The sequence below is a fragment of the Marinicrinis sediminis genome (assembly GCF_042685085.1).
Lineage (GTDB): Bacteria > Bacillota > Bacilli > Paenibacillales > KCTC-33676 > Marinicrinis > Marinicrinis sediminis.
In genome coordinates, this window is record NZ_JBHUMM010000014.1 from 140,083 (window position 1) to 164,695 (window position 24,613).

Here is a 24,613-nt window from a genome sequence, read left to right on the forward strand (position 1 = left end):
GCAAAAACGGCATCATCTTGCAGAGATGCGGTGCGATCTTCAAGAGATGGAGGGTAGTCATCATGTCCAGTCCCCACACAGAAAAAGGATTGTCCACGTTTCATCTGACCATGCTGGCCCTTGGCACCGTGGTCGGGGGATCGTTTTTTCTCGGTTCAGGCGTTGCAATCAAGACGGCAGGCCCGAGTGTTCTAATTGCTTATATCATCGGAGCCGTGTTGGTTTATCTCATTCTCTATGCTTTGTCAGAAATGACGGTAGCAGATCCGGTATCCGGTTCATTTCGAACCTATGCGGAACGCAGCTTTGGATCAGGTCTGGGATTCGTGACAGGCTGGTTTTATTGGACGGGTATCGTATTCGCCATGTCCAGTGAATCTATTGCCGCTTCCACCTTTCTGAAAGAATGGTTTCCTGACTTGTCTACCGCCTGGACCGGAGGATTGATTATCGTAGCGGTGACGTTGCTTAATTTGCTTGGCGCTGAACGATTAAGCAAGCTGGAAAGCGGTCTTGCCGCTGTGAAACTGCTCTCCATTGTGGGCTTTATCGTGATTGGCTTGGCGATCATCGCAGGTTTGATGCCGGACACCCCGGCAGCAGGGGCAGGAGAGCTGCGAACTGAGCCGTGGATGCCTGGTGGAATCACAGGTATTGCAGGAAGCATGTTGATTGTGATATTTACATATGCTGGATTTGAAGTGATTGGATTGGCCGCATCGGAGGTGAAAAATCCGCAGCAGACCATACCTCGTGCCATTCACTTCACTATTCTAGGTCTGGCTGGTCTGTACGTGACCTCCCTGCTTGTGTTCTTGCCGTTGTTTCCAACCGGAGCGATTGTCGAAGAACAGAGTCCAATTGTACTGGCCTTGACACGCTGGGGCATGAATTGGGCTGGCACGGTCATGCATGTTGTCATGATCACTGCCATTATCTCCACGATGCTGGCAGCTACCTTTGCCCTGGGACGAATGATTCGCTCCCTGGCGGAGGAGAACCAGGCCCCGAAGTTTCTGAAGGATCAGCGGGATATTCCGTATCGAGGCATTCTGTTCTCCGGTGTGGCGATGCTGGCCGGACTTGGACTTGGATTGTTCTTGCCCCAGCAGGTGTATGTCTTCTTGATCAGTTCCGGGGGATTTTCGCTATTGTTTTCGTACCTGGTCATTCTGGCTGCGCATTATCGCTGGAGAAAGTCTCATGGGTGTCCAGATGGAACCATTTGTCGGCTGCGGTGGTTTCCCTACAGTTCATGGATCGGCATGGTGAGTCTGGTTGCTGTCATGATCAGCATGCCCTTTGTTTCCGGACAGGGGGCGGGGTTGATAGCAGGACTCATATTGCTGGTCTGCTACTCTGCCCTGTACCTGGTGAAGAAGAAATGGTTTACCCGTGAGGCAGACAGGGCACTCGATCTCAAGAGAGCAAATGACGCAGGCCCGGTGAAGCCATCTCCCACTCACTGGCAGACCGAAGCCGCACAAGAATGGGATTTGAACGAGATGTCGTTACCCATACAGGGAGCGAATGAAGAAACGGAAAGGAATAAGCGAGGGAGCAAGGGAAGGAGTCGGGGAAGGAGTAAAGAAGAGAAACAGAGAAAAGATAAAAGGATGGATCAGAAGCACCCGAAACAATAACTTCAGGGCACAATGAAAAGAAGAAAGAAGAAAGAAGAAAGAAGAAAGAAGAAAGAAGAAAGAAGAAAGAAGAAAGAAGAAAGAAGAAAGAAGAAAGAAGAAAGAAGAAAGAAGAAAGAAGAAAGAAGAAAGATTGAAACATAAGAACCAGCTGAAACAACATAAACAGAGATAAGACATATAAACAGGTAGAGAGACAGAGAGACAGAGAGACAGAGATGGGATAGGAAGTAACGGGGAGAATTCATCACTGCAATCTGAATGGAAATCAGGAGGACAGGCGATGAATCAAGCAAATCAAAATGAATCCAAGCGATCCACGATGTTGACAAAAGAGGATCTGGTCGCTCAATTTTACGGATGTGGCGTCAGACAAGGACACCATATCTTTGTCCATACATCACTGAAAAGTCTCGGGTATGTCATTGGCGGAGCGGAAACACTCATTCGGGCCCTGCTGGAACTCGTTGGTGAAGAAGGCACGCTCATGATGCCGTCTCAAACCTGGAAGAACCTGGACCCTGCTATTGGTGTGCACTGGGAAGTAGAAGAGAAGGATTGGCCGCTTATTCGGGCACACTGGCCAGCCTATGACAAAGCAATCACCCCTGCCATTGGGATGGGAACTGTCGCAGAAATGTTCAGAAAGTGGCCGGGAGCCAGTCGAAGCGATCATCCTGCCCGTTCAGTCGCAGCTGTTGGCAAACAGGCAGAGTGGCTCACGAGAGATCATGATCTCAGCAACATCTTCGGAGCCGACTCCCCAGCAGATAAATTATATCAGTTGGATGGGTATGTACTGCTCATCGGAGTAGGTTATGACAAGAATACATCCCTGCATCTGGCGGAAACGAGAGCTAACTTTGCATCCAAAGCATTTACAGATGAGAGTAGTGCCGTCATGGTAGAAGGCCGCAGGCAATGGGTGACATATCGGACACAGGCGGTTGATGACGTTGATTTTGTGCCATTGGGCCAGGAATACGATAAAGCCATGAACATCCCTGTCTACCAGGTGGGTCAGGCAGACGTCCGATATTTGAAACAAAGACCGCTTGTTGACTGGGCAACAGCCTGGATGGAGAGGAATCGAAGCTAGGCGAGGCTACAGGGTACCGTGCCCTTCCGAGCAGCAGCGCAGTTATCATCAAGCCTAGCAAAACAGCACTTTCTATAGCCCTCCCTGTTAACCCTAATAACAGTTCCAATGACAAATAAGGTGACGGTTTCAATTTCTGCAGTGGAACGAACGCTTGTGACGGGAGTCGCGATTTAAACCTGAAATTCATCATGGATTTCGGGTTATTTTGCATTTGTATGTTCCTACCGGATAAACGAACTTTCTCAAAAAAAACGAACGGAGTTTCAAATCATGTATTGACCTTTACGCTGCGTCAAGGTGTACGATCTAAGAGAAGTCAGGAGGTGACCCCATGGAATATACCGTGCAGAAGCTGGCTCGCATAGCGGGTGTCAGTGCGCGGACCTTGCGATACTATGACGAGATCGGGATGTTGAAGCCGGCCCGAATCAATGCCTCAGGCTATCGCATTTATGGTCAACAGCAAGTGGATATGCTCCAGCAAATTATGTTTTACCGCGAACTCGGTATGAGTCTGGAGCAGATCAGAGACGTCATATCTGCACCCGCCTTTGACCGCAGGCAGGCATTGCTGGATCATCGTCAGCAGCTTCTTGACAGACAAAAGCAGCTCGATGCCTTGCTCGCTAATGTGAACAAAAGCATCGCAGCAGAAGAAGGGAGTATTCATATGCGTGATCAGGAGAAATTCGAAGGATTCAAGCGTCAGCTCATCGCGGACAATGAGAGACAATACGGGGAAGAAGTTCGAGAGAAATATGGGGAAGAGCAGGTGGACCAAGCGAACGAGCAGTTCCGTAACATGACCGCAAAGCAGTATGAGGAAGCCACACGATTGGAGCATGCGATCAAGCAGACGTTGTCTGAAGCGTTCCAGCAGGGCGATCCTGGAGGCGAACAGGCTCAGCAAGCCGCTGATTTGCACAGGCAGTGGATTACGATGTACTGGGGAACCTATAGTGCGGAAAGCCATGCAGGACTGGCTCAGATGTACGTAGAAGATGAGCGGTTTACTGTTTACTACGATGCCGAGCAGCCTGGGACTGCCGCCTTTTTGAAAAAAGCCATCGACATCTACACCGGCACAAGAAGCTAGACCAATCCGGCTTGAATCGGGGTGAGGTGGAAGCATCTACTGCACAACACGCGAGAAATCAATAGCCAATCTTCGTCAGAATGAGCGACGAGGGTTGGCTATTTTTTTGACGAACCCATTCAAATCTGTTATCCTGATGGCAATGTTCATATTAGTGAAGACTGATATGTTAAATAAAAGTGAGAAAAGGATAAAAAAAGATGATAGAAGGGGTTCGATCACCATGACACTCATACCCGAAATCGATATGGATCAGAAAGTAAAGTTTATGCGGGGCTTTTCAGACAAAACCAGACTGCAAATTCTGGACTGTCTTCAGAAAGAGGAAAAGACGGTATCGGAAATCGTAGAGATATTGCAAGGGAATCAGTCCAACATCTCCCAGCATTTGGCTTGTCTGAAAGGGTGCGGCCTGATTAAGAGCCGTCAGCAAGGCAAATATGTATATTATGCCCTTCGAAATGATCAGGTAGGCGAGATATTGGATTCGTTTGATCTGTTGTTTAGACAGCTTCATCAGGAAATGCATCAGTGTGAGCATCACATCATAGGAGGTGGAGAAGATGAATAGAGAAATCGATGAATCCACCCATGCGGATACCCTGAAGGCCTATGCGATTGAAGGGATGGATTGCAGTTCATGCGCCAGAACGTTGGAGAATCACTTGAAGCAGCATCCTTCTGTGGACGAAGTCAGTGTGCAGTTCGCATCGGCCAAGATGCGCATTCGCCACCGTAATTCATCCGCCGAGATTATGGAAGAGGTCAAAAAAGTCGGGTACAAGGCAACAGAATTGAATCGTACACGCGGGAAGCGGGAGAACCAACCAAGTCAAGCTCGTCATACGGATCTTCAACTGTGGGCATCCAGTTTCCTGATTGTGATCGGATTTGCGCTCTCCATCTGGACGGCGTCTAACCTTCCACCACTGATGTTCGCGTTGGCGATCTTGCTCAGTGGATGGAAGCCAGCTGTCAGTGCGTACTATGCGTTAAAGAGCCGCAACCTGGACATGAATGTCCTCATGACGGCTGCCGTCGTGGGTGCGATGTTCATCGGAGAATGGCTGGAAGGTGCGATGGTCGTATGGCTGTTTGCCTTGGGAAACCGGCTTCAAACTGGTTCCATGAGAAAGACTCGAGGTTCGATTGAAAGTCTGCTGGAGATTACCCCAGATGAAGCCTGGGTCAAGCAAGGTGACACCGTGAAGGCGATGCCGATCGAAAACGTATGGATCGGGGATACCATCGTCGTGAAGCCCGGTGAGCGTATTCCACTTGATGGCGAGATTCTGGAGGGGGATACGACGGTCAATCAGGCCCCCATCACAGGCGAGTCGATGCCGGTGGACAAGCGGCAGGGAGATCCGGTGTTCGCAGGCAGTGTCAATGAGCATAGTTCGATGATCGTCAAGGTAACCAGACTGGCTGAGGATACCACACTGGCCCGTATCATTCATATGGTGGAGGAAGCGCAGGAAAAGAAAGCGCCGATGGAGGCATTTGTCGATCGTTTCGCCCGGATCTATACCCCGATTGTCTTTATTCTGGCGCTGGTGGTCATGGGAGGACCTCCGCTGCTGCTAGGTGGAGCGTGGAGCGAATGGTTTTACCGGGGGCTGGAACTGCTCGTCATTGCCTGCCCGTGTGCATTGGTTATCTCTACCCCTGTCGCGATTGTATCAGCCATCGGAAGCGCAGCGAAGCAAGGTGTGCTGATCAAGGGCGGTGCAGCACTGGAAAAAGCAGCTGTCGTAGATACAGCTGCTTTTGACAAGACGGGTACACTGACGAAAGGACAGCCGGAAGTTACCCAGGTGATGCCGCTTAACTGCACAGCGGACGAATTACTTCAGATTGCAAGCGCGCTGGAAGCTCATTCGACGCATCCGATTGCCCAGGCGATCTTGCACGAAGCAGCGAATCGACAAGTCATCCCCTTGAACGTGAAGACCGGTCAGACTTCGGCCGGCAGAGGGGTTCAGGCGCATATGAACGGCCAGGATTATTATGCAGGGAATGTGAAATGGCTGGAGGAAATCGGAATTTCGTTGCAGCCGTATGAGGATCAGATTGCTGATTTGAGACAGCAGGGGCAAACCATCGTCGGCGTAGCGAGCAAGGTGAAACTACTGGGACTGATTGGGGTTTCAGATACGGTACGTGATACCGCTGCTCATACCTTGCAAGCTTTGCAGGCTTCTGGTGTAAGCAGGTTGGTGATGCTGACGGGTGATCATGCAGATGCAGCCAGACGTGTCGCGGATCAACTACAAGTGACGAGCTATGCCGCAGAACTGCTGCCAGAAGATAAAGTCGAGGCCATCCGTCAGCAACAGGCGGAGGGCAGACAGGTTGCGATGATCGGAGACGGGATAAACGATGCGCCCGCACTGGCTACCGCTGACCTCGGGATTGCCATGGGGGGAGCAGGAACGGATACCGCGATGGAAACCGCAGACGTGGTGCTGATGGCGGATCATTTGGAAAAGCTGCCTTATACCATTCAATTAAGTCGGAAAGCCTTGCGCATCATCAAGCAGAATATCTGGTTCTCGCTCCTGGTCAAATTTGCAGCATTGCTGCTCATCTTTCCGGGCTGGCTGACGCTCTGGATGGCGGTGCTCAGTGATACCGGGGCGGCCTTGCTCGTGATATTGAACAGCATGAGGCTGCTTCGCACGTCAGGCAGCGAAATGGACGGAAGCAAAGTGACGGTGACATCCTGAATCGTCCCACGTTCTTATACGAGGCAGGCGTGAAGCGGTTATGAACGTATCGGTATCTTTCGAATGGATACAGGTATACGGGTCCATCTGGTGAGCTGCAATTCCACCCTCTGTCCGCTGCTAAGCGTCAATGTATCGGTGAAGAACTGTTTGTCTCGATGAGAGAGCGCATAGCGCTTTCTTTTGCCTAATGGAGTCTGGACAAAAAGCTTGTTATCGCGTACCGCTATGAACAGGGGACGTAACCGGATAAAATCTTTGGCTGCCAGATCTCTGACGATCATCACAGTCAAGAATAAGAAGATACAGCCTAACCCAATTAGCAGATATAGAATAAACAGGGGATGTCCCCGCTCAACCTGTATCCAGATTTGCACGCCGACAATGGCCAGATGAACAAGAGCAAGTACGAGTAAAATAGATAGTGCTTTCTGATACTGAAAATGAAATTTGTCGTCCATGTAGGGTTAAAGCCTCCTTATATCCTTATTTTACCACGAATCCTGGGGAAATAGTGGGCAATTCGGTTCGTCTTCACCCCCTTATTTAAAATCATTATAAAAAAGTATTGATTTTAATTCTCAGTGATGGTATGATCATTCTTGTAAGCAAGCAAGACTGATTTTGCTCAGGCGCAGCCTCTTCGGAAGCTGCCACACATATACTCAACCATCAAGGAGGAACCCACATGTCAACACGTTTGGTAGGTCGTCAAGCCCCTGATTTCACCATGGAAACAGTCAGCGGCGACGGAAAAGAATTTGGTAAAGCAAGCTTGCAGGATTACAAGGGAAAGTGGCTCGTATTCTTCTTCTATCCCATGGACTTCACTTTTGTTTGTCCAACTGAAATCAAAGCACTCAGCGTAGTCTATGATCAGTTCAAGGCGCTCAACACCGAAGTGCTTGGCGTCAGCACAGACAGCATTCATACGCATCGCGCCTGGATTCATGCCTCAGAGGAACAGGGCGGCCTTGGCGAACTAGCCTTCCCGCTGGCTGCTGATCTGACGCATCAGGTGAGCAAGGACTATGGCGTCTATATCGAGGAAGAAGGCGTGGCGCTCAGAGGTTTGTTCATCATCGATCCAGAGGGAGAGTTGAAGTATCAGGTCGTCAACCATAATGATGTAGGCCGCAGCGTAGAAGAAACCCTACGTGTTCTGCAAGCTCTGCAGTCAGGTGGATTGTGCCCGATGAACTGGAAGCCAGGCGACAAGATTCTAAATGGCTGATTATGGGTAAGAGAATGTGTAACGCGTAATAAATTATTTATTTCGGAGGGATTACACATGACCAAGAAAGAAACGTTTGAACAGGTAAACAAGCAAATCGCCAACTGGAGCGTATTGTACGTCAAGCTTCATCATTACCACTGGTTCGTAACCGGAGAGAACTTCTTCACCCTGCATGAGAAGTTCGAGGAATTATACAATGAAGCGGCCAAAAATGTGGATCAGATTGCAGAACGCTTGCTTCAATTGGGCGGCAAGCCGGTATCGACGATGAAGCAGTTTTTGGACTCCGCAACCTTGCAAGAAGCGGGTAAGGAGAAGGCTTCCCGAGAGATGGTCGAACAATTGGTCAAAGACTTTGAAACGATCAAGAAAGAAAGTCAGGATTTGACGGAAGTGCTGGAAGAAGCCGGCGATAACGTAACGGCGGATATGTTTGTAGACATTCGCGAAGCGATCAACCTGCATCTGTGGATGTTTAAAGCATACCTAGACTAAAATCATTTGAGGTGAATCATCATGAACAGAGTTGTCATTGTAGGAACCGGTCCATCCGGACTTACCGCTGCGATTTATTTGGCTAGAGCCAACCTGAATCCACTCGTCATCGAAGGCCCTGAACCAGGGGGTCAGCTTACGACGACGACGGATGTAGAGAACTTTCCCGGGTTCCCGGACGGGATTATGGGACCGGAATTGATGGACAACATGAGAAAGCAGGCACAGCGTTTTGGAGCTGAATTCCGCACAGGCTGGGTAAATGAAGTGACGACTGATGCGCGTCCATTCACACTCAAGCTGGAGGGCGGAGAAGAGCTGCAAGCAGAGAGCATCATTATCTCTACCGGAGCTTCTGCCAAGTTGCTGGGAATTCCAGGAGAGAAGGAAAACATCGGTCGCGGTGTGAGCACCTGTGCAACCTGTGACGGTTTCTTCTTCCGAGGAAAGAAAATCATCGTAGTAGGCGGCGGGGATTCTGCAATGGAGGAAGCAAACTTCCTGACGAAGTTTGCCTCTGAGGTTCGTGTGGTTCACCGCAGAGAAGAGATGCGCGCCTCGAAAATTATGCAGGATCGCGCAAGAGAAAATGAGAAAATCTCCTGGTCTCTGAATACCACGCCATTAGAAGTGGTAGCCGGAGATAAAGGAGTGACGGGTCTCAGAGTGAAGCATAACGAGACCGGGGAAGAGGAAGTGCTGGAAACAGACGGAATCTTCGTCGCCATCGGTCATCGTCCCAATACGTCCTTCCTTGGCGACAAGCTTCGCAAGGATGACGTGGGCTATCTGCTCGTTGAGCCCGGTACGACCCGTACGAACGTACAAGGCATCTTCGCCTGCGGGGATGTTCAGGACAAACACTACCGACAAGCCATTACCGCAGCAGGATCTGGATGTATGGCTGCCCTGGATGCAGAGCGCTATCTCGAAGGAGAAGCGACCATCGATTGGAGCTATACGCTCAGTCAATAAGCTGAGCTTCATATAGATCTTTTAATTTCAGTTTCATGTTTTATGTTTCATGTTTTCTACCCCCATTTTTCACATAGCTCTACCCATAAAAAGCGTCTGACCTCCCCCCGGTCAGACGCTTTTTTGTGACATTAAATATAATGCATATGTATTATTTCGCCCACATTTTACATCATTTAGTATAAATAGAAGAAGGGAATTGAATTCACTCATGTTTTCAAAATGATGCGTGAATAAGGAGAGGATAGATGAAAGCTGCTTGCACGGATGAGATGAAGTAGAACGGATCAAAAATCTTTTTAGGTGGAGGGTTTGATTTTGAAAAAAGTATGGAAAGCAATCGCAATGGTATTAACCTTTTCTCTCTTGCTTCAACTTTCTCCAGTCATGATTATGAATTGGGAATTTTCAAACAAAGTGATAGCCAAGGCAGATTCCGCTAAAAAGGAGAATCAGAGTCAGGGGAAACAAGGCGGACACGGCAAGAAGGAAAAAGACAATCGAGCGAATGAAAATGCAGCTCAGGTACATAAGGAAAAAGCGGAGAGCTTGTTTGAACAAATAATACCGCCTCATCGTTCTTATGCAGAGGAATATCATGCAGCGATTTGGGAAGCAGACCAGTTGTTTAGGGAGGGTTTGGAATTTCAATCGGAAGGGGATCATAAGGCCGCATTCAGAGCTTATCATGATTGCTGGAAACGGTTAAAAGATTATCAGGAGATAGCTGCTAGATTCGAAGAAGATTGGCAAGTTATTCAGAACGATCCTGACGGTGATGCAGATGGAGACGGACTGATCAATCAGTTTGAAATCGATCAGCTTCATCCTGCTGCTTATCCAAACAACGTAGATACAGATACAGATGGAATTGCAGATGGAGAAGAGGATGCGGATCGAGATGGTTTAAGCAATCTGGAAGAACAGGCGTTAGGTACCGATCCGATGGACAAGGATACGGATCAGGATGGTTTGGTTGATGCAGCAGAATTGAAGTTTGGAACGGACCCGCTTAATCCGGATTCCGATGGAGATGGCATCCTGGATGGACAGGAACAGTTCGAACAGCGAATCACTCACGAGTCCAGCGGTGCAGAGGTGACGATTTGGGGACCAGGGGACTTGAGCCAAGAGATTCGGATACATAATGCGACAGAAATAACGGTCACTGATCATGTCTATGCGGTATCTCCTGTCATAGAGTTGCAGACAGACCAGACGTTTGAAAAAGCGAAGATTAACATTCCTGTAGATATGAATCGTCTGGGAGATCGCGCATTAGAACAAGTAAAAATGGTTTACTATGATGAAGAAAAGATGACCTATGTACCGTTAGATGTACAAGGCATTGATGAGGCAAATGGGACAGTATGGGGAGAAACGGATCACTTTTCCTTATACACTTTATTTTACTTTCCGAATTTGAGTGAAATTTGGCAAATTCCATTTCATGCTGGTGAACGCAGTTCAGAGACAGCCACCACTTTCATTGATGTGATGATGATTATAGATTCTTCAGGCAGCATGAGCTGGAATGACCCGAATGGGTACCGAAAAACGGCTGCGAAAAATTTTGTGGATGCCTTAATTCCTGGAAGCCGTGTAGGCGTCGTGGTGGGAGATCGGGCAGGTGTCGTTGATTTTGATTCCAGCGCGAAGCTGCTCAAGGAATTATCTGATGATTTCGAAGGAATTAAGTCATCCATTGATACCATTGATTCTTCAGGTGGTACGAATATTGGAGCTGGCGTACATCTTGCCAACGAACAACTGATTCAGCATAGTGATGAGTCACGGATTAAGGTTGAAGTTTTACTGACAGACGGGGAAGGCTCCTACAGTACTGCTTATACCGATCAAGCTATCCAAAACGGCATTACGATCTATACGATCGGTCTCGGCAACAATCTTGATCAGTCCCTATTGCAAGAAATTGCTGGACGGACAGGTGGGCAGTACTTTCATGTTTCGGATGCCTCCGAGTTGCCCATCGTGTACGATCGCATCAGCGAGATTATTACCGATCCGGCGGACAGTGATGAAGACGGGATACCGGACAGTGTAGAAATCAAGGGAATACGTACGGGCTTATTCTTTAGCAAACTGGTCATGACTGATCCGCATGATCCCGATTCTGATGATGACGGATTGCTCGACGGTGAAGAAGTCGGGGAAGCTTTTGAAATCAATTTGTTTAATCAAACCTATTCATACTATCCGATGTACAGTCATCCTTTGCTCCCGGATACGGATGGAGATCAGTTAAGTGATTTTGAGGAGCGTAAGGTATATGGTACGAAGTCATTGACTGCGGATTCCGACTTTGATTCCTTGAGTGATTATGAAGAGGTTCATTATGTTCCAGATGATCAACTGCCCCTGTCTGCCGATGGAAATGCGGGGTCATCCGTTCAAATATCTTCATCATATACACCGTATTTAAATCCCCCCTATTGGGATACCGATGGAGATGGATTCTCAGACAAAGAGGAATATAATGGTACCCAAACATATACACACTCTTCAAGCTCCCATCAAATTCACTTAGTGCCATACATCTTTGATCGAATCATTGACGATGAGAATTACCTTGAGATCACTGGGACAGAGACTTGGCAAGGTCGGATTCATTTACTTGGTCAGGTATTGGTAGAGAAGCAGGGAAGACTTACGATTCAACCAAGGAGCAGAGTAATTTCCTACAATTCGAAAAGCTTGAATGAACCTTTCTCTGTGGAAAAATTTGATCTCACTGTAGAAGGAACACTTCAAGCAGGCAGCAGCTTAGCCTTGGATCAATATGAAGATACGATTATATTCGAGGACGGGAAGGTAGACGAAGCGTATTGGAGCGGTATCCTGGCAACACCGGAATCCAGGTTGAATTTGGTGAATGTCGCTTTCTTCAATGCGAGAAACGCGCTCTTCCTGGATGAAGCTGTCGATCTCCATGTAGCCAACAGTGTATTCTATCGAAATCATGATTCAATCAAGCAACTTCACCGAAGCTTTTTTGGTCATAACGGTGGGACCTCGGATATTTCCATTGAAGAATCCTATTTCTCTCGAACGGGAACTTTGACTCTGGAAGGCAACTAAGATACTCGTATAACAGATACGAGGTTTGATGCGAGCAATATCAAGATAGCTTCCTATGATGCTGTATTTTCTGATGACGCCACGGTCGCCAAATTGGACAATGTAAAGATTAACAACAACAGAGGAAGCTTCGAACAAGATTCCGTAGGTTTGATGGTCCATGCGTTGAATGTATTCCCAGACACTGGTCCGCAGGTCACTGTATCCAACAGTCGGATTGAATCGAATGATACAGGAATCTTAGTGAGAAAGCACGGCTCGACCGTCACCATAGAAAACAGTGAGATACACGACAACCAGATTGGGGTGATGACTTCAAACGCCGGCATTGCGATAGTCGATGATCTCACCACCATGATCGGAAATGACCAGGATTTTGTTCGTGAAAAAGGCGGTTATTTAACGCCGATTTATGTCGTGCAGGGTATGGTCGCAGAAATCGGTGGAGATGTCATCTATCTGCTCCCTGATATGTATACCTTTGTTAGTGCGCTTGTAAGTGGAGAAATCACGCTGGATGAGCTTAGGGAAGCGATAGGCGGATTGTGGTGGCAGTATCAGGATAGTTTTGTGAATATACAGGCAAATTTTGATGAAGTGGTAAGCGGGCAAGCTACAATTGAGGATGCGATTCAGTACGGCAGGGATTTGGCGCTGGCGATTGAAGTCATTAGTGTAGCCAAGGCTGCGGTGAAGCTTGGGCATAAAGGGCTGTCTAAAGTCATTGATGAGGTAGAGGATCGGGTCAAGCTGCCAGACAATCCGTGCAACTGCTTTACCGCAGGCACCCTGGTTTTGACCGATCAAGGGGACAAACCGATTGAAGAGATCGAAATCGGCGACAACGTACTGTCTCGCGATGAAGATACCGGAGAACAGGCGTTCAAGCCCGTCACCCAATTGTTCCGCAACGAACGAAGCGTGATCTATGACATTTACGTGGGCGACGAGATTATTGAGACGACCTATAATCACCCCTTCTGGGTAGCAGGAGAAGAGTGGGTGCTTGCCGAAGATTTGGAAGTAGGTGACCAGCTCCAGCAAGCAGATGGCACATTGCTAACAATCAACCGTATTGATATTGAGTACCTCGATGAGCCTGTAACGGTCTACAACTTTACGGTAGCCGACTTCCATACGTACTACGTCAGTGATCTCGGCATTTGGGTGCATAATATAGATTGTGTAGATTTCCCACGAGGGATTACTTCTGCTCAACCGATCTACACAGATGGGATCGAGACGATTGTCTGGAAAGGTTACGATGAAGCCGGAAACTTCGTGAAGAAATTCATCGTGCCAAAAGGGTTCAAAAGTGTAGATGAACTGTTAGATCAAGCGAGAAGTGGACGAATCGATATTTCCAAATGGGATTATAGCAATGTGGAAGAACTGGAGGAAGTGTTGAGGAATGTGGATCAATACTTAAACAGTAGTGATACAGCCAAGCTGATCAATGCCAAGTACGCCGGACAGACCATCACCAGCACTAAAGGTTATACAATTGATTATGATCCAATTGGCTTCCCGATCTTCAAACCGTACATGAGAGATCAAGTTAACATCTCAAGTGATCCCACAATTCTTAGCAAGGGTGGACTCTCAAATACGAGTAGAAAAATTCATATGAAAGCAGCAACCAGAGCGCTGCGTGAGAAGATGAGAGCCGAAGCGAATGGAATGGATTTGGCATCGTACTTGGTTCAGCAAGGATATTCATCTAAACAGGTGGAAAAGATCATTGCTGGTGAAGAAAAAATACCAGGTTACACATGGCATCATCATCAAGAGACAGGCAGATTGCAGCTTGTGGATGCGAATGCTCATAAAGATATTTCTCACACAGGTGGACATCAATTATGGGGGAATGGGAGATGAGAAGTGAGATTAGATGGGCATATGGTGATAAAATAACAACAGCGCAAATTGAACATGTCGAACAACATTTTAAAGTGAAATTTCCGAAGTCCTATGTGGATATTGTATTGGAGCATGATGAGTCTAATCCGAAACTTCAAAATGAGGCTGGAGATTGGATGGATGGGGTTGTGGATACACCTCCGATCGGTCCATCTGGTGTATGTTTTATAAGTTTTAAAGTGCAAAATAATGGGTATAGAACCTTTTTGCCCATGATATCTGATTATGAATCTGTTCAAAACTGGCGTGATAATCTCGGTTTTGTGATTCCCTTTGCTGAGAACGGAGGAGGAGATGTGTTTCTCTTTGATTACAGAGAAAATATGGAAGAACCAGGAGTATTGTTTTTAGATCATGAAGATCCAGAGCGAATCTTACATCCAATAGCAGGTTCCTTCGATGAATTTCTGGACTTGTTATACCCTGATGATGAATAAAAGTTAACTCCGATCTCAACAACGTAAAACAGCCTGGGTGGCAAAATATTTGCTTCCTAGGCTGTTTTTTCTAGACTGGACTGTGAATCGAAAGCTGATTAGTCTGTCACCGAAAGAGAGACGATAAGGATGCAGGCGGGCACTAATGATATATTTGGAGCGTAAATGAAGACGAAACAGACGGCACAGAGAGAACAGACAGGACATATGAAATAGACAGATCAGATCGATCAGTTAAGGCGTAGTCTATGGAAGACTGCGCCTTTTTGATGCGCTCAAGGAATACGTGCAGGCAAGAAATACGATGCGCTCAAGGAATACGTGCAGGCAAGAAATACGATGCGCTCAAGGAATATGTGCAGGCAAGAAATACGTGATCAAGGAATTTGCCTGAGGACGGCTTGTATATCTTCATTCAAGGTTGTGAGTTGATCAGCTAGCGGCTGTGGCTGCGAAGCAGCTGACGTGCCCTGTAACGGGGAGCGTCTCTGCTTCAGCGCAAGGATGCGGGCGACACTATCGTCAATTTGCTTCCTGGGGATCTGGCCGCTTTCCACTGCGGCTGAAATGGCCTGGAGCAATGCTTGATAGTCGTCCCGGTGAATCTGCGTAACCATCACCATATCGGAGCCTGCACGAATGGACTGAATAACGGCCTCAGGCATGGTGTAATGACTGGTGATCGCGCCCATAGAGAGGTCATCCGTCACCACAACCCCTTCAAATCCCATTTGCTTTCTCAATAGATCGGTCAGCAGCACAGGTGAAAGAGAGGCCGGATACTGATCATCCAGCTGAGGATACAGCACATGCGCGACCATGACCATCTCGGCCCCTTCGGCGATCGACCGTCGGAACGGGATGAGTTCATTGCGCTCCAGTTCCTGCAGGGATTTGTTGACACGTGGCAAATGGACGTGTGAATCGAGCTTTGTATCGCCATGTCCCGGGAAATGCTTGACGACGGGGATCACGGATTTGGATTGCATCCCTTTCATCGTGGCGATTCCGAGCGTGGAGACGAGATCAGGCTCTGCGCCGAAGGCCCGATCCCCAATAACCTGATTGTGCGGATTGCTGTGGATGTCCAGCACAGGCGCAAAGTTCATGTTCATGCCAAAACTCTTTACCTTGCGCGCCAGCAACTGTCCAATCTCATAGGATAGCTGCTCATCTTCAACCCGTCCGATGACCTGATTGGAAGGAAAGTTCAGAATCGAGTCAGGGATTCGGCTCACACGTCCTCCTTCCTCATCGGCTCCGATAAACAGTGGGATCGGGTACGTTTGATTCGCTTTCTTCATATCGGTTACGTAGCGGGAAAGCTGTTGCTTGTTTTCGATATTGCCCCCGAGCAAAATGATGCCGCCCACATGGTCTTCGGCAATCAGTTGCTGCTCCTGCTCATGCAGAGAAGTGCCGGAAACGCCGACATACATCATTTGCGCTATTTTTTCCTGCAGGGACATCTGTTCCATATACGTAATCAGATCGTTTGCTGAATCGTTTGCCGGATCAGCTGTAGCAGGCGTTTCAGTCTCTGGCAGAGTGGAAGCGGATGCTTCTTCACCCTCTTGTGCCGCGTGATCATGCTCGGTCAGGTTGCCGTTATCGGTGGATACAATTTGTTTATCATATTCAGCGGGTATGGTGACAGGTTCTTCAATCTGTTCCTGTTCCATTGACTTCTCGCTGGTTCCTTGTATAAGGATCAACCATCCTGCGGCAAGGAGGATGAGAATTGTAATCGTGATCCGGGAGTAGAGATGGCGTATGTACATGAGGAAGGACCTCCTTCACCTCAGATTCGCAAGTTTCGCAGCAAGCTCCAGGTAGAATCTGTTAATTGATTCGACTGGAAGTCGCTGGAGCGCTATTTCCATATTGTACCTTGAATCCATCATCTGCTGAACCCCTCAGAGGGATTTTAAGTGTATCCAATCTATGCCAGACGCTATTTCCACTCGTTGACGGGGATATCCAGGGTATAGGTGATGAACACCATGATGATAACGGCCATGAGATAGGCGACAAGGGGCCGGTAATGATGAAGCGGAATGATCGTGAAGATGACGGTATTGATGAAGACAGACCAACCCAGATTCCACCCGTGATCATAGGTAATGCCACCCCAGAAGGAAGCAAACCATTCGATGAGTGAATAGAGCGTGATCCAGAAGACGATATATCTGACTCTTGGCAGCCATGTCTTGTACTGCTGAAATCGGGTAAGAAAGATGAGCACGGTACACGGATAGAGCACGACACTGAGCAGCAGATCATTCACCGTATGTCCGCCGAAAAAGGAATGCAATTCCCACAGGCTATGGTCATAGGTCAAAAAGTTGGCCAGATAATCACCGGCTATCAGCAGGAGGATGGTGGGATGGTAGGTGCGCCAGTTTCTCCAGTCACTCCGATAGTAGGTGACGATGATAAATATGAGCAGGGCAATAATTCGAATCATGCGGATCTCCTTTGGTTCGTTTATGAATTCGGACACGAACGAGACTCCCTTATTATTCCATGGTGCGCTGAAAATAACCGTGCCTTGAAATAGGCGTTTGTAACAGTCGAAACTTCGCCTATGACCATACAATATCGTGAATAGGTGAAAGGGGAGCTCGGACATGGATTATTTGGAAATGTTGGCGAAACTCGGCGTTGGCAATGCGCACCCCGGTGGCTACAGCGCCACGCTTGCCCAATTGGAGCAGTGGCCCATTCCGCCGGGTGTCAAGGTATTGGAAATCGGCTGCGGCACAGGTCGTACGGCATGTCTGCTTGCGGAACGGGGATGTCATGTCACGGCGGTAGACTATCGGGAGGATATGATTGCCAAAGCGATTGGCAGAGCGAAGAACCAGCAATCGAAGGTACAGTTTTTACAGGCTGACGCCCGGAATCTTCCGTTCACGAATGAGAGCTTCGATATCGTCTTGCTGGAATCTGTTACGCTGTTCGCAGGCATTCAGAAGCCCATTTCAGAATATTTCCGGGTCCTGAAGCCGGGCGGCACGCTCTATGACCGCGAAATGATGGCGATGTCCGAGGCGTCTGATGAGCTGCTGGTTCAAGTAAAGGAATTGTATGGCTTTGATGAGCTGCCCACTCAGGATACATGGCAGCATCATTTTACGGCAGCAGGCTTTGGAGAGCTGCAGTGCTGGGAGCCGTCGCACTTTCATCCCGACATGGCGGCGGAGGAAGAACAATATCCGGACTTCTCGCAGCGCGCCGATGAGGATACCTTGCTGAATCAGGAGCTGTGGGAGACGGCAAGCCGCTATCATCAACTGATGGATCACTTTGCCGATGAACTCGGCTACGGTCTGTTCATTGCGCAGAAACCGCCCAGATCAAGGGAAAAGCACTAGACTGAAAGGTCACATTTTCGAGGAGGGATAACCATGAATCCTGCATGGATAAGTATGATGAAGGAATTCGAGCAAATGGTGAAAAACTTTGAGAAGAGCGAGCTGCATCATCAAGTGGTCAAGCCGCTGGTCGATATGTGGTCCGGACCGCGTGTAGATGTGCAAGATACGCACAATGGCATCAAGGTCTTGATTGAAGCGGAGGATGTGCCGGCTTATTTACGCAAGAAATGGGCAGTCAAGGTCATGGATCAGCAGCTGTTCATACGAGGGGAGCGCAAGGAGGAAACGCTTCTCTCTCATTATTCGGGACAGGGCAGCAAGAAGCAGGTTCAGTCCTTTACTCGGGTCATTCCGCTGCCCTTCGAAGTAAAGGCGAAGCCTTCCTCCGTCCAGTATGACAACGGGGTTGTGATCGTACGCTTTGATCGCAAAGCCAGTCATCGCGGTGACAGATGGCATTCCATCTGGTTCTAGCCAAATTGGCTTCAGCAGATTCTACCTGTGCTGCCTGACGTGAAAAAACTCTGAACCCTCTCTCTGGAAGGGAACAGAGTTTTTTCATGCGCATGCGTGCATTCGTCAGCCCGCTAGGATTTCTCATGACGGACTCGAATTTCGCGGTAAGCTTCTGTTTCGGTTTCCTTGCGCATACGGATGAGTAAGGACCGGTTTTTGCAAAATGCGCGGCAATGCAGATGGTCGACGGTCTGGGATAGGGGGATGATTTGCGAACCATCCTTGGGTAAACCGTAGATTTTGACATGGCCTCTGCCGACCTGGACATGAACGCTGCGTGGATGAATGGTCTCAGGAATACGCATTTTGAGGATCAGGTTTTTGTGGGTTTCGAATTCTTCCCATTGCAGTTCCGTGTTCGTCTCAGTGGGGGAAGTCGATGAAATGGTGCTGGTCGGCATCATTTTGGTGAGCATATCCTGTACATAGGATTCGACCCACCCGCTGTTCTCGATCCGTTCCCGTATGCCTTTGGGAATGAGGGGCAGTGAAGTTCCCAGCAGCTTCTCCAGGTTATCCCAGTCAAAGGATCTGGGATCTTGACCTTTGGACACGATGAATCGCTCCTTTTTTGCTTTCTCGGACAGTATATGTGGGCGTTTGATGAAATGCTACCTGAAATGCACCGAACCTTTGGGCAGAGCGGCTCATACTATAGAGCATATGGCGATAGATAAAGGAGGTACGATCTATGCCGGCAATCGTTGGAAACGTCAAAATCCTCAGCGTGGGTCCCAGCTCGATCGTGCATTTTGGAGATTCCATTTTTCTCTCCCCTACCAGTGCGTCGAAAACCTTTGCGGGCAGCGGCTCTTTCAATACAGGGGATTTACCAAATACAAATAACGGGGTCAACTTCACGAATACGTTTGATCCGGATGGCGTTGATGATTCTGTACAAAAGGTGGGACCAGGATGAATATAACGGTCTATCAGAATATTCATATCCATAAGCTAACGGTGGAATCGGTGGCCAATTCCTCCGTGTTGCAGATCGGGACAGCGGGCATGGTGAAGACGCTGTCCAATTTATATAATACAGGCGGATTTACGGAGCCGGCGCCTGAGCTGGATACGCCTTTGGGTCTTGGCACGGCTGAACCGATTGTGCCGTTGGCCAGTGTGACGGCTTGATACGGAGGGTGAAAGGGGAAATGCGGGATGAAGCTTGAAGTGACGAACCATGAGATTCAGGTGGGTGATGTGAATATTATCGGGATTTCTACGTCTTCTGTCTTCCTGATTGGAGATACGGACTGTATTCAGTTGACCTCTGCCTTTGATACCCCCGCTGAATCACTGCTGATCGGTCCGCTTGTTCCAATTGCCTCTGAGGTAGGGTAACGTGACGACTGCAAGCTGGAAGACGGGTGGGCGTACCTCTGTGGTCGGCTGGATGAAGCTGCACTCCATGCAGTTTTCCAGTCATCTGCATATTGGCGACAGCAAGGTGATTACGCCACAGGCCGAAGTGCTGGCTGTGCAGCGGCAACTGCCCCGGTACTGGGGATACGAGGGGGATGTGACGTATCCGGTTTTTGTACGAAGGATGGAACTGCCCACGATAACAGAGGACGTGGATGTGTCTATCGACAATCGCCGGGCTTCGCCCATTCAGGTGCGCTCGGTGCGCATCCTGGGGATGTCCGTTTCGGCTGTGCTTCACATTGGCTCCACAGGCCTGATTCAGGCAGAGAATCGAACGAAAAATGTGAGACAATTTATTACAGAGTAAGGGATGAAGGACGAGAAAACTAAGAAAACTAAGAAAAACGAGATACGAGATATATGAGATAACTGGGATATTCGGGTTAACCGGCATGAAAAAGGACTTCCGCTTCACTGAGCAGAAGTCCTTTTTGCCTATGGATGATCAGGTATGAATGATCAGGGCTGCGTGAATTCAGTCAGCCTCACAGCAGCTTGTTCTTGCGTAGTAAATGGAGCAGCTTGAAATAATGATAGTCCTTCTGTCTGAACAGATTTCGGGCATCGGTCATCCATGGCTCTATTTCCTGTTTGTTTGCCATGGCGCTCATTTGCTTGTTCTGTGCGCCGAGTGACTTGTGCTTGCGTTCCACTTCTCCGCGTACCTTGGTCAAGGCCTGCCTCATTTCCAGCCACTGCTGTTTTGAATTCACATGCCTTCCTCCTCACCACATCTTTACGTGATCCCTGTATACGTGAACCCTTGGCTGTCCGGATGATGTATCCTATGCAGCGACGGTATGCATGGTGAGGATTTGCTAGCCAGGTAGGCGGATGGCTGGGCTGTAGGCTAGGAGACGTCTTCTGCCGGCATTTCGATCCGCACGACACATTCATCTCTGACAAATCGATGCCCGTTCACGACGATCTGGTTGTTGGAAAATTTGGTGATGAGTCCGTTTTCCTGCAACAGGACGAGCACATCATCGACGGTCCGTCCCCAAATCTGTACTTCGTATTGCAGCAGTGCGGCTGTAAATAAATCCGCATCGGAGGTTAACGTTTTTACTTTGTTCACGGTCTCTGTGCCTCGTTTCTCGATATCGTTTCTGTTCGTTCCATGGATAGCGGTTATGACTGGTTCTGGATAGAACTTGAACCGGATTTCTCACAGATGGCAAACAGCTTCGAATTTGGTGGAATCGGTTCGTTCAGCTTGGTATTGATGGTCATGTCACTGTGATTGGCAATAAGGGTAGCCCCTTGCCTGAGCAGGGAGAGGAAGGCATCTTCATATGTTTTCCATTCCGGTCTTATGGGCACTTCATACACATCCGCCCCTCTTTGGCGACTGAGCAGCTGTGTGAAAATATCGACGCTGCCCTCATTCAGCGCAGACCGAACGGCCAGTCTCGATACCGCATCCTGAGAGAGCACGAAATCATTGACTTTAATATGTCGGAAGTTCTGAATATGCTTTTCCATCATGATTTCCACGGTGGTATGCACATTCGGCGCCACGCTTTCGATAGTGGAAGCCAGTAACAGCGATTTCCCGTCAACGAGAGTAGGCTCATCAATTCTCGCATCTGCAAAGAGAATGGCGGAACGGGCATTAACCAGATCGGCCTGCTCCAATATCTCCAGGGAACTCGGGTCACCGCTGATAAAGTGTACGTTGGGTTTGTCGTAAGGGTGCTTGGCCATTTCATCAATGACCACAACCTCGATATTCGCGTCGGTGGTCAGAATTTCCTCTACCGCATACTGGGCTTTCTTGCTCCAGTTGATGACAATGACATGTCCTTTTCCCTGGTATCTCAACTGTCCTGTCTCCCTTCTTCTGTGAAATTCTGCCACGGTATCGATGATTTTACCGATGACCAGACTCAACAAGCCGATGCCAAATACATAAATAAACAGCGTGAGCACCTTTCCCGCCGTGGTTGCGGGTGAGTAATCCCCGTATCCGACCGTCGACATGGTGGTCAGGACAAAATAGAGGGAGTTGAACCAGGATTCGAACGTGTCTGGTTCCAGGAGATACGCCAGCGTAGAGGCGATCAGAACAAAGCCTGCAAAGCCAATGAGCAGGGCCGAATTTTTCAGCTTGAGCAGCTTGATGGACAGTCGGTACAACACAAAATGCAATGGGCTTCTTCCTTTCCTGAACAAGTGATGATCTAGTCTTGCTCTGTTTGCTCGGGGGTTTCCTTGCGATTGAACTGAGTCTTCACTTGTGCCCTTAAATATTTGGGAAGCAGGACATACAGGATATCTCCCTCCTGGATGGTGGTCTGTCCCTTGGGCGTGATGATGTCATTTTGCCTGACAATGGCCGTGATCAGTGTTTTGTCCGGGAGGGTAACCTGCTGGATTTCCTGCCCGACGACAGCGGAATCTTCCTCCACATCGATCTCAATAATCTCTGAATTCGTCTTGCCGATGGACACCAGTTCCAGCGTATGCGGAGCAGCCGCCTTTTTCCGGCTTAACAGACCGAGCTTGCTGGCCAGAAAGGAAACGGTAGAGCCTTGAACGAGTGCAGAGGTCAGTACAACGAAAAAGACAACATTGAAGATCAGCTGACTGTTCTCGATCCCCGCAATCATTGGATAGGTAGCCAGTACAATCGGCACGGCGCCGCGCAGTCCAGCCCAGGACAGGAAGGTCATTTCTTTGAAATCGTATTTCATGAAGATCATGCTGGCAAATACGCCTATAGGGCGCGCGACCAGCATCAAGAGCAACGACAGCCCGAGTCCCTGCCAGATGACAGATACAAGCTGATCAGGAAACACAAGCAACCCGAGCAGGATAAACATCAAAATCTGCATCATCCAGGCAAAGCCTTCATTGAAGCGAAAGATCGAATGCCGGTACGTCAGATCCGCGTTTCCGACCGTTACGGCCATAATGTAAACAGCAAGCAGACCGCTTCCCTGTATGAGGGTGGTCAAGCTATAGGTGAGTACCGCCAGCGCCATCGAAAGCACGGGATAAAGACCGGAAGAGTCCAGGTTTATCTTGTTGATCATCCAGACGGAGAGCTTGCCAAGCAACCATCCCATCAGCAGACCCGCGCCCATTTGCCACAGGAAGCCGACAATGAGAGACAGGAAGCTGGAATTCGGGTCCTGAATCAGGGCGATCAGGGTGACAGTCAGGAAGATCGCCATGGGATCGTTGGTGCCTGATTCCGCTTCGAGCGTGGAAGTCAGCTTGGTGCGGATATTCTTACTGCCCAGAACGGCAAAGATGGCGGCGGCATCGGTGGAACCGACAATCGCCCCGAACAGCAGCCCCTCCAGCCAGGACAGGTCGAGAATATATCGGGCCAATACCCCGATAATACCAGCGGTGATCAGTACGCCTACGGTGGCCAATGTGACGGAAGGGACGATGACTTTCTTGACCTGTGTCCACTTCGTCTGCATGCCGCCCTCGAACAAGATGACAATGAGTGCCATGATCCCGAACAATTGCGTCAAGAAGATGCTGTCATAATAGATGAACTGACTCAGCAGCATCCCGACCGCTATGAAAAATACGAGGGATGGAACCCCGACGCGTGAGGAAAATTTGGTAGTTATGACTCCAATGATAAGTAAAGTAGAAAAGAGAAGTATTGAACCATCGACCGTTGCGTGCAACCTGTTTCCTCCTCGTCCAGTTCCATATGTGGTTTTGTTTGATTCTATCGAATTTCGCTATCGCCCGTCAAACGGGGCTTGATGGGAACACAAACGAAAAAGACGTATAAACCTGGTGCGAGTGCAATGGTTTATACGTCCATGATCATGATGAGGGTTGCTCTTTTTTCTCGGCCAGGTTGTCTTTTCGCTTTTCCAGCATGACGATCAGGGTATCGATCTCTTGTGGTGTCAGATGGTCGTAGCGGGAAAGCTGGTTTTGAATGAATTCAATATCCGGTTCCATGCGTTCATGCGCTTTCAGGAAATAGGTCGTAATCGAGCCTGTAATCATCCCGATCATCCCGATTCCGAAGACCATGAGGAAGGTGGCAATGACGCGTCCCGGCACTGTGACCGGAGAAATATCTCCGTATCCGACTGTGGTGGTGGTTACTACACTCCACCAGAGCGCATCGCCGTAGGATTTGATGTGCGGTTCTATGAAGTAAATCGGAATGGAAGCCAGAAACAGCATCACAATGGCGACAGAAACGACACGGTTCAAGCCGTTCTGATTGAATATGATGAAAAATTGCTTGAAATCGATCATACGTGAAGCCAGTGCAAAGGCTCGAAGCAATCGGATGAGTCTGGCGATTCTTGCAAACCGGAACAGGGCATCCAGCGGAATAGCTGCAATGATGTCGAGCGGATTGGAACGTATGTATTGCCATTTGCTATCTGCACGAATGAACCTGATCAGCACATCCATGAAAAAAATAAACCAGACGCTCCAGTCGATCAGGGCGTAGACACGATTGCTGGTGTCGGCCCACAACAGCGAGACGGACAAGATGGCGAGAAGGAGCATGAATATTTCATAAATCAGCTTGATCGGTGCTTTATTCATGCGGCTCTCCT

The 24,613-nt window shown here is 48.7% G+C and carries 27 protein-coding genes; 18 read left to right on the forward strand and 9 right to left on the reverse strand.

The annotated features are described in order from the left end of the window. The first annotated feature begins 62 nt into the window (after positions 1–62). The 6 genes from ACFSUC_RS08930 to ACFSUC_RS08955 all read left to right on the forward strand — a co-directional run bounded on the left by ACFSUC_RS08930 (position 63) and on the right by ACFSUC_RS08955 (position 6,570). The gene (locus tag ACFSUC_RS08930) at positions 63–1,643 is read left to right on the forward strand and encodes an amino acid permease (protein WP_379929203.1); all 1,581 of its coding nucleotides are present in this window, start codon (positions 63–65) and stop codon (positions 1,641–1,643) included. A 12-nt stretch (positions 1,644–1,655) separates the two neighbouring features. Further along, positions 1,656–1,787: a hypothetical protein gene (locus tag ACFSUC_RS08935; RefSeq protein ID WP_379929204.1), complete on the forward strand. Its 132-nt coding sequence runs from the start codon at positions 1,656–1,658 to the stop codon at positions 1,785–1,787. 139 nt (positions 1,788–1,926) lie between these two features. Further along, positions 1,927–2,742, forward strand: a complete 816-nt coding sequence (locus ACFSUC_RS08940) for an aminoglycoside N(3)-acetyltransferase (protein ID WP_379929205.1) — start codon at positions 1,927–1,929, stop codon at positions 2,740–2,742. Positions 2,743–3,076: 334 nt separating this feature from the next. Next, positions 3,077–3,841 (forward strand): MerR family transcriptional regulator, encoded by a 765-nt coding sequence (locus ACFSUC_RS08945; protein WP_379929206.1) that lies wholly within the window; start codon positions 3,077–3,079, stop codon positions 3,839–3,841. Positions 3,842–4,064: 223 nt separating this feature from the next. After that, positions 4,065–4,412, forward strand: a complete 348-nt coding sequence (locus tag ACFSUC_RS08950; protein ID WP_379929207.1) for an ArsR/SmtB family transcription factor — start codon at positions 4,065–4,067, stop codon at positions 4,410–4,412. Then, a complete protein-coding gene (locus ACFSUC_RS08955; protein WP_379929208.1) occupies positions 4,405–6,570 on the forward strand; it encodes a heavy metal translocating P-type ATPase in 2,166 nt (721 codons plus the stop codon). Before ACFSUC_RS08950 ends, ACFSUC_RS08955 begins: the two co-directional genes overlap by 8 nt. Before the next feature lie 38 nt (positions 6,571–6,608). Here the strand turns inward: ACFSUC_RS08955 and ACFSUC_RS08960 are convergent, their stop codons facing one another. Next, the gene (locus ACFSUC_RS08960; RefSeq protein WP_379929209.1) at positions 6,609–7,031 is read right to left on the reverse strand and encodes a hypothetical protein; all 423 of its coding nucleotides are present in this window, start codon (positions 7,029–7,031) and stop codon (positions 6,609–6,611) included. Positions 7,032–7,258: 227 nt separating this feature from the next. On the opposite strand from ACFSUC_RS08960, the gene ACFSUC_RS08965 reads away from it, so the two are divergent. From ACFSUC_RS08965 to ACFSUC_RS08990, 6 genes are all read left to right on the forward strand, one after another. Continuing rightward, a complete protein-coding gene (locus tag ACFSUC_RS08965; protein ID WP_379929210.1) occupies positions 7,259–7,804 on the forward strand; it encodes a peroxiredoxin in 546 nt (181 codons plus the stop codon). 57 nt (positions 7,805–7,861) lie between these two features. Next, positions 7,862–8,302: a Dps family protein gene (locus ACFSUC_RS08970; protein WP_379929211.1), complete on the forward strand. Its 441-nt coding sequence runs from the start codon at positions 7,862–7,864 to the stop codon at positions 8,300–8,302. Between the two features lie 21 nt (positions 8,303–8,323). Then, positions 8,324–9,277 carry a thioredoxin-disulfide reductase gene (trxB, locus tag ACFSUC_RS08975; protein WP_379929212.1) on the forward strand — a complete coding sequence of 318 codons (954 nt, stop codon included), beginning with the start codon at positions 8,324–8,326 and terminating at the stop codon, positions 9,275–9,277. 318 nt (positions 9,278–9,595) lie between these two features. Then, complete coding sequence (locus ACFSUC_RS08980; protein WP_379929213.1) at positions 9,596–12,376, forward strand: vWA domain-containing protein; 2,781 nt, start codon at positions 9,596–9,598, stop codon at positions 12,374–12,376. Positions 12,377–12,619: 243 nt separating this feature from the next. Beyond that, on the forward strand, positions 12,620–14,254 hold the full coding sequence (locus ACFSUC_RS08985; RefSeq protein ID WP_379929214.1) for a polymorphic toxin-type HINT domain-containing protein: 1,635 nt from the start codon (positions 12,620–12,622) through the stop codon (positions 14,252–14,254). Further along, the gene (locus ACFSUC_RS08990; protein ID WP_379929215.1) at positions 14,236–14,733 is read left to right on the forward strand and encodes an SMI1/KNR4 family protein; all 498 of its coding nucleotides are present in this window, start codon (positions 14,236–14,238) and stop codon (positions 14,731–14,733) included. The genes ACFSUC_RS08985 and ACFSUC_RS08990 overlap by 19 nt, the downstream gene beginning before the upstream one ends. A 377-nt stretch (positions 14,734–15,110) precedes the next feature. Here ACFSUC_RS08990 and nagZ read toward each other — a convergent pair whose 3' ends face one another. Next, positions 15,111–16,514: a beta-N-acetylhexosaminidase gene (nagZ, locus tag ACFSUC_RS08995; RefSeq protein ID WP_379929216.1), complete on the reverse strand. Its 1,404-nt coding sequence runs from the start codon at positions 16,512–16,514 to the stop codon at positions 15,111–15,113. Positions 16,515–16,687: 173 nt separating this feature from the next. Further along, positions 16,688–17,236 carry a CBO0543 family protein gene (locus tag ACFSUC_RS09000; RefSeq protein WP_379929217.1) on the reverse strand — a complete coding sequence of 183 codons (549 nt, stop codon included), beginning with the start codon at positions 17,234–17,236 and terminating at the stop codon, positions 16,688–16,690. Between the two features lie 127 nt (positions 17,237–17,363). On the opposite strand from ACFSUC_RS09000, the gene ACFSUC_RS09005 reads away from it, so the two are divergent. Both ACFSUC_RS09005 and ACFSUC_RS09010 read left to right on the forward strand, forming a co-directional pair. Next, positions 17,364–18,110 carry a class I SAM-dependent methyltransferase gene (locus ACFSUC_RS09005; RefSeq protein WP_379929218.1) on the forward strand — a complete coding sequence of 249 codons (747 nt, stop codon included), beginning with the start codon at positions 17,364–17,366 and terminating at the stop codon, positions 18,108–18,110. A gap of 33 nt (positions 18,111–18,143) precedes the next feature. Continuing rightward, positions 18,144–18,587 carry an Hsp20/alpha crystallin family protein gene (locus tag ACFSUC_RS09010; RefSeq protein ID WP_379929219.1) on the forward strand — a complete coding sequence of 148 codons (444 nt, stop codon included), beginning with the start codon at positions 18,144–18,146 and terminating at the stop codon, positions 18,585–18,587. Between the two features lie 113 nt (positions 18,588–18,700). Here ACFSUC_RS09010 and ACFSUC_RS09015 read toward each other — a convergent pair whose 3' ends face one another. After that, a complete protein-coding gene (locus ACFSUC_RS09015; protein ID WP_379929220.1) occupies positions 18,701–19,183 on the reverse strand; it encodes a hypothetical protein in 483 nt (160 codons plus the stop codon). 137 nt (positions 19,184–19,320) lie between these two features. On the opposite strand from ACFSUC_RS09015, the gene ACFSUC_RS09020 reads away from it, so the two are divergent. The 4 genes from ACFSUC_RS09020 to ACFSUC_RS09035 are packed head-to-tail and all read left to right on the forward strand — an operon-like array spanning position 19,321 to position 20,364. Next, positions 19,321–19,548: a spore germination protein gene (locus ACFSUC_RS09020; RefSeq protein WP_379929221.1), complete on the forward strand. Its 228-nt coding sequence runs from the start codon at positions 19,321–19,323 to the stop codon at positions 19,546–19,548. Then, positions 19,545–19,763, forward strand: a complete 219-nt coding sequence (locus tag ACFSUC_RS09025) for a spore germination protein GerPB (protein ID WP_379929222.1) — start codon at positions 19,545–19,547, stop codon at positions 19,761–19,763. The genes ACFSUC_RS09020 and ACFSUC_RS09025 overlap by 4 nt, the downstream gene beginning before the upstream one ends. A gap of 27 nt (positions 19,764–19,790) precedes the next feature. Then, entirely contained in the window at positions 19,791–19,973 is a 183-nt protein-coding gene (locus tag ACFSUC_RS09030) for a spore gernimation protein GerPD (protein WP_379929223.1), read from the forward strand. Position 19,974: 1 nt separating this feature from the next. Beyond that, complete coding sequence (locus ACFSUC_RS09035; RefSeq protein WP_379929224.1) at positions 19,975–20,364, forward strand: spore germination protein GerPE; 390 nt, start codon at positions 19,975–19,977, stop codon at positions 20,362–20,364. A 178-nt stretch (positions 20,365–20,542) separates the two neighbouring features. Here ACFSUC_RS09035 and ACFSUC_RS09040 read toward each other — a convergent pair whose 3' ends face one another. From ACFSUC_RS09040 to ACFSUC_RS09060, 5 genes are all read right to left on the reverse strand, one after another. Next, the gene (locus ACFSUC_RS09040; RefSeq protein WP_379929225.1) at positions 20,543–20,770 is read right to left on the reverse strand and encodes a hypothetical protein; all 228 of its coding nucleotides are present in this window, start codon (positions 20,768–20,770) and stop codon (positions 20,543–20,545) included. A 137-nt stretch (positions 20,771–20,907) separates the two neighbouring features. Continuing rightward, positions 20,908–21,135: a hypothetical protein gene (locus ACFSUC_RS09045; RefSeq protein ID WP_379929226.1), complete on the reverse strand. Its 228-nt coding sequence runs from the start codon at positions 21,133–21,135 to the stop codon at positions 20,908–20,910. 53 nt (positions 21,136–21,188) lie between these two features. After that, on the reverse strand, positions 21,189–22,199 hold the full coding sequence (locus ACFSUC_RS09050; RefSeq protein ID WP_379929258.1) for a potassium channel family protein: 1,011 nt from the start codon (positions 22,197–22,199) through the stop codon (positions 21,189–21,191). A gap of 41 nt (positions 22,200–22,240) precedes the next feature. Next, on the reverse strand, positions 22,241–23,710 hold the full coding sequence (locus ACFSUC_RS09055; RefSeq protein WP_379929227.1) for a potassium/proton antiporter: 1,470 nt from the start codon (positions 23,708–23,710) through the stop codon (positions 22,241–22,243). Positions 23,711–23,855: 145 nt separating this feature from the next. Further along, positions 23,856–24,602 carry a potassium channel family protein gene (locus ACFSUC_RS09060; RefSeq protein WP_379929228.1) on the reverse strand — a complete coding sequence of 249 codons (747 nt, stop codon included), beginning with the start codon at positions 24,600–24,602 and terminating at the stop codon, positions 23,856–23,858. Positions 24,603–24,613 lie beyond the last annotated feature (11 nt).

Coding starts and splice junctions, on each gene's coding strand:
- ACFSUC_RS09025 (WP_379929222.1), top strand. CDS start 19,545: ATGAATATAACGGTCTATCAGAATATTCATATCCATAAGCTAACGGTG.
- ACFSUC_RS08970 (WP_379929211.1), top strand. CDS start 7,862: ATGACCAAGAAAGAAACGTTTGAACAGGTAAACAAGCAAATCGCCAAC.
- ACFSUC_RS08940 (WP_379929205.1), top strand. CDS start 1,927: ATGAATCAAGCAAATCAAAATGAATCCAAGCGATCCACGATGTTGACA.
- ACFSUC_RS08960 (WP_379929209.1), bottom strand. CDS start 7,031: ATGGACGACAAATTTCATTTTCAGTATCAGAAAGCACTATCTATTTTA.
- ACFSUC_RS09030 (WP_379929223.1), top strand. CDS start 19,791: ATGAAGCTTGAAGTGACGAACCATGAGATTCAGGTGGGTGATGTGAAT.
- ACFSUC_RS08945 (WP_379929206.1), top strand. CDS start 3,077: ATGGAATATACCGTGCAGAAGCTGGCTCGCATAGCGGGTGTCAGTGCG.
- ACFSUC_RS08950 (WP_379929207.1), top strand. CDS start 4,065: ATGACACTCATACCCGAAATCGATATGGATCAGAAAGTAAAGTTTATG.
- ACFSUC_RS08990 (WP_379929215.1), top strand. CDS start 14,236: ATGGGGGAATGGGAGATGAGAAGTGAGATTAGATGGGCATATGGTGAT.
- ACFSUC_RS08965 (WP_379929210.1), top strand. CDS start 7,259: ATGTCAACACGTTTGGTAGGTCGTCAAGCCCCTGATTTCACCATGGAA.
- nagZ (WP_379929216.1), bottom strand. CDS start 16,514: ATGTACATACGCCATCTCTACTCCCGGATCACGATTACAATTCTCATC.
- ACFSUC_RS09020 (WP_379929221.1), top strand. CDS start 19,321: ATGCCGGCAATCGTTGGAAACGTCAAAATCCTCAGCGTGGGTCCCAGC.
- ACFSUC_RS08935 (WP_379929204.1), top strand. CDS start 1,656: ATGAAAAGAAGAAAGAAGAAAGAAGAAAGAAGAAAGAAGAAAGAAGAA.
- ACFSUC_RS09060 (WP_379929228.1), bottom strand. CDS start 24,602: ATGAATAAAGCACCGATCAAGCTGATTTATGAAATATTCATGCTCCTT.
- trxB (WP_379929212.1), top strand. CDS start 8,324: ATGAACAGAGTTGTCATTGTAGGAACCGGTCCATCCGGACTTACCGCT.
- ACFSUC_RS09010 (WP_379929219.1), top strand. CDS start 18,144: ATGAATCCTGCATGGATAAGTATGATGAAGGAATTCGAGCAAATGGTG.
- ACFSUC_RS08930 (WP_379929203.1), top strand. CDS start 63: ATGTCCAGTCCCCACACAGAAAAAGGATTGTCCACGTTTCATCTGACC.
- ACFSUC_RS08955 (WP_379929208.1), top strand. CDS start 4,405: ATGAATAGAGAAATCGATGAATCCACCCATGCGGATACCCTGAAGGCC.
- ACFSUC_RS09005 (WP_379929218.1), top strand. CDS start 17,364: ATGGATTATTTGGAAATGTTGGCGAAACTCGGCGTTGGCAATGCGCAC.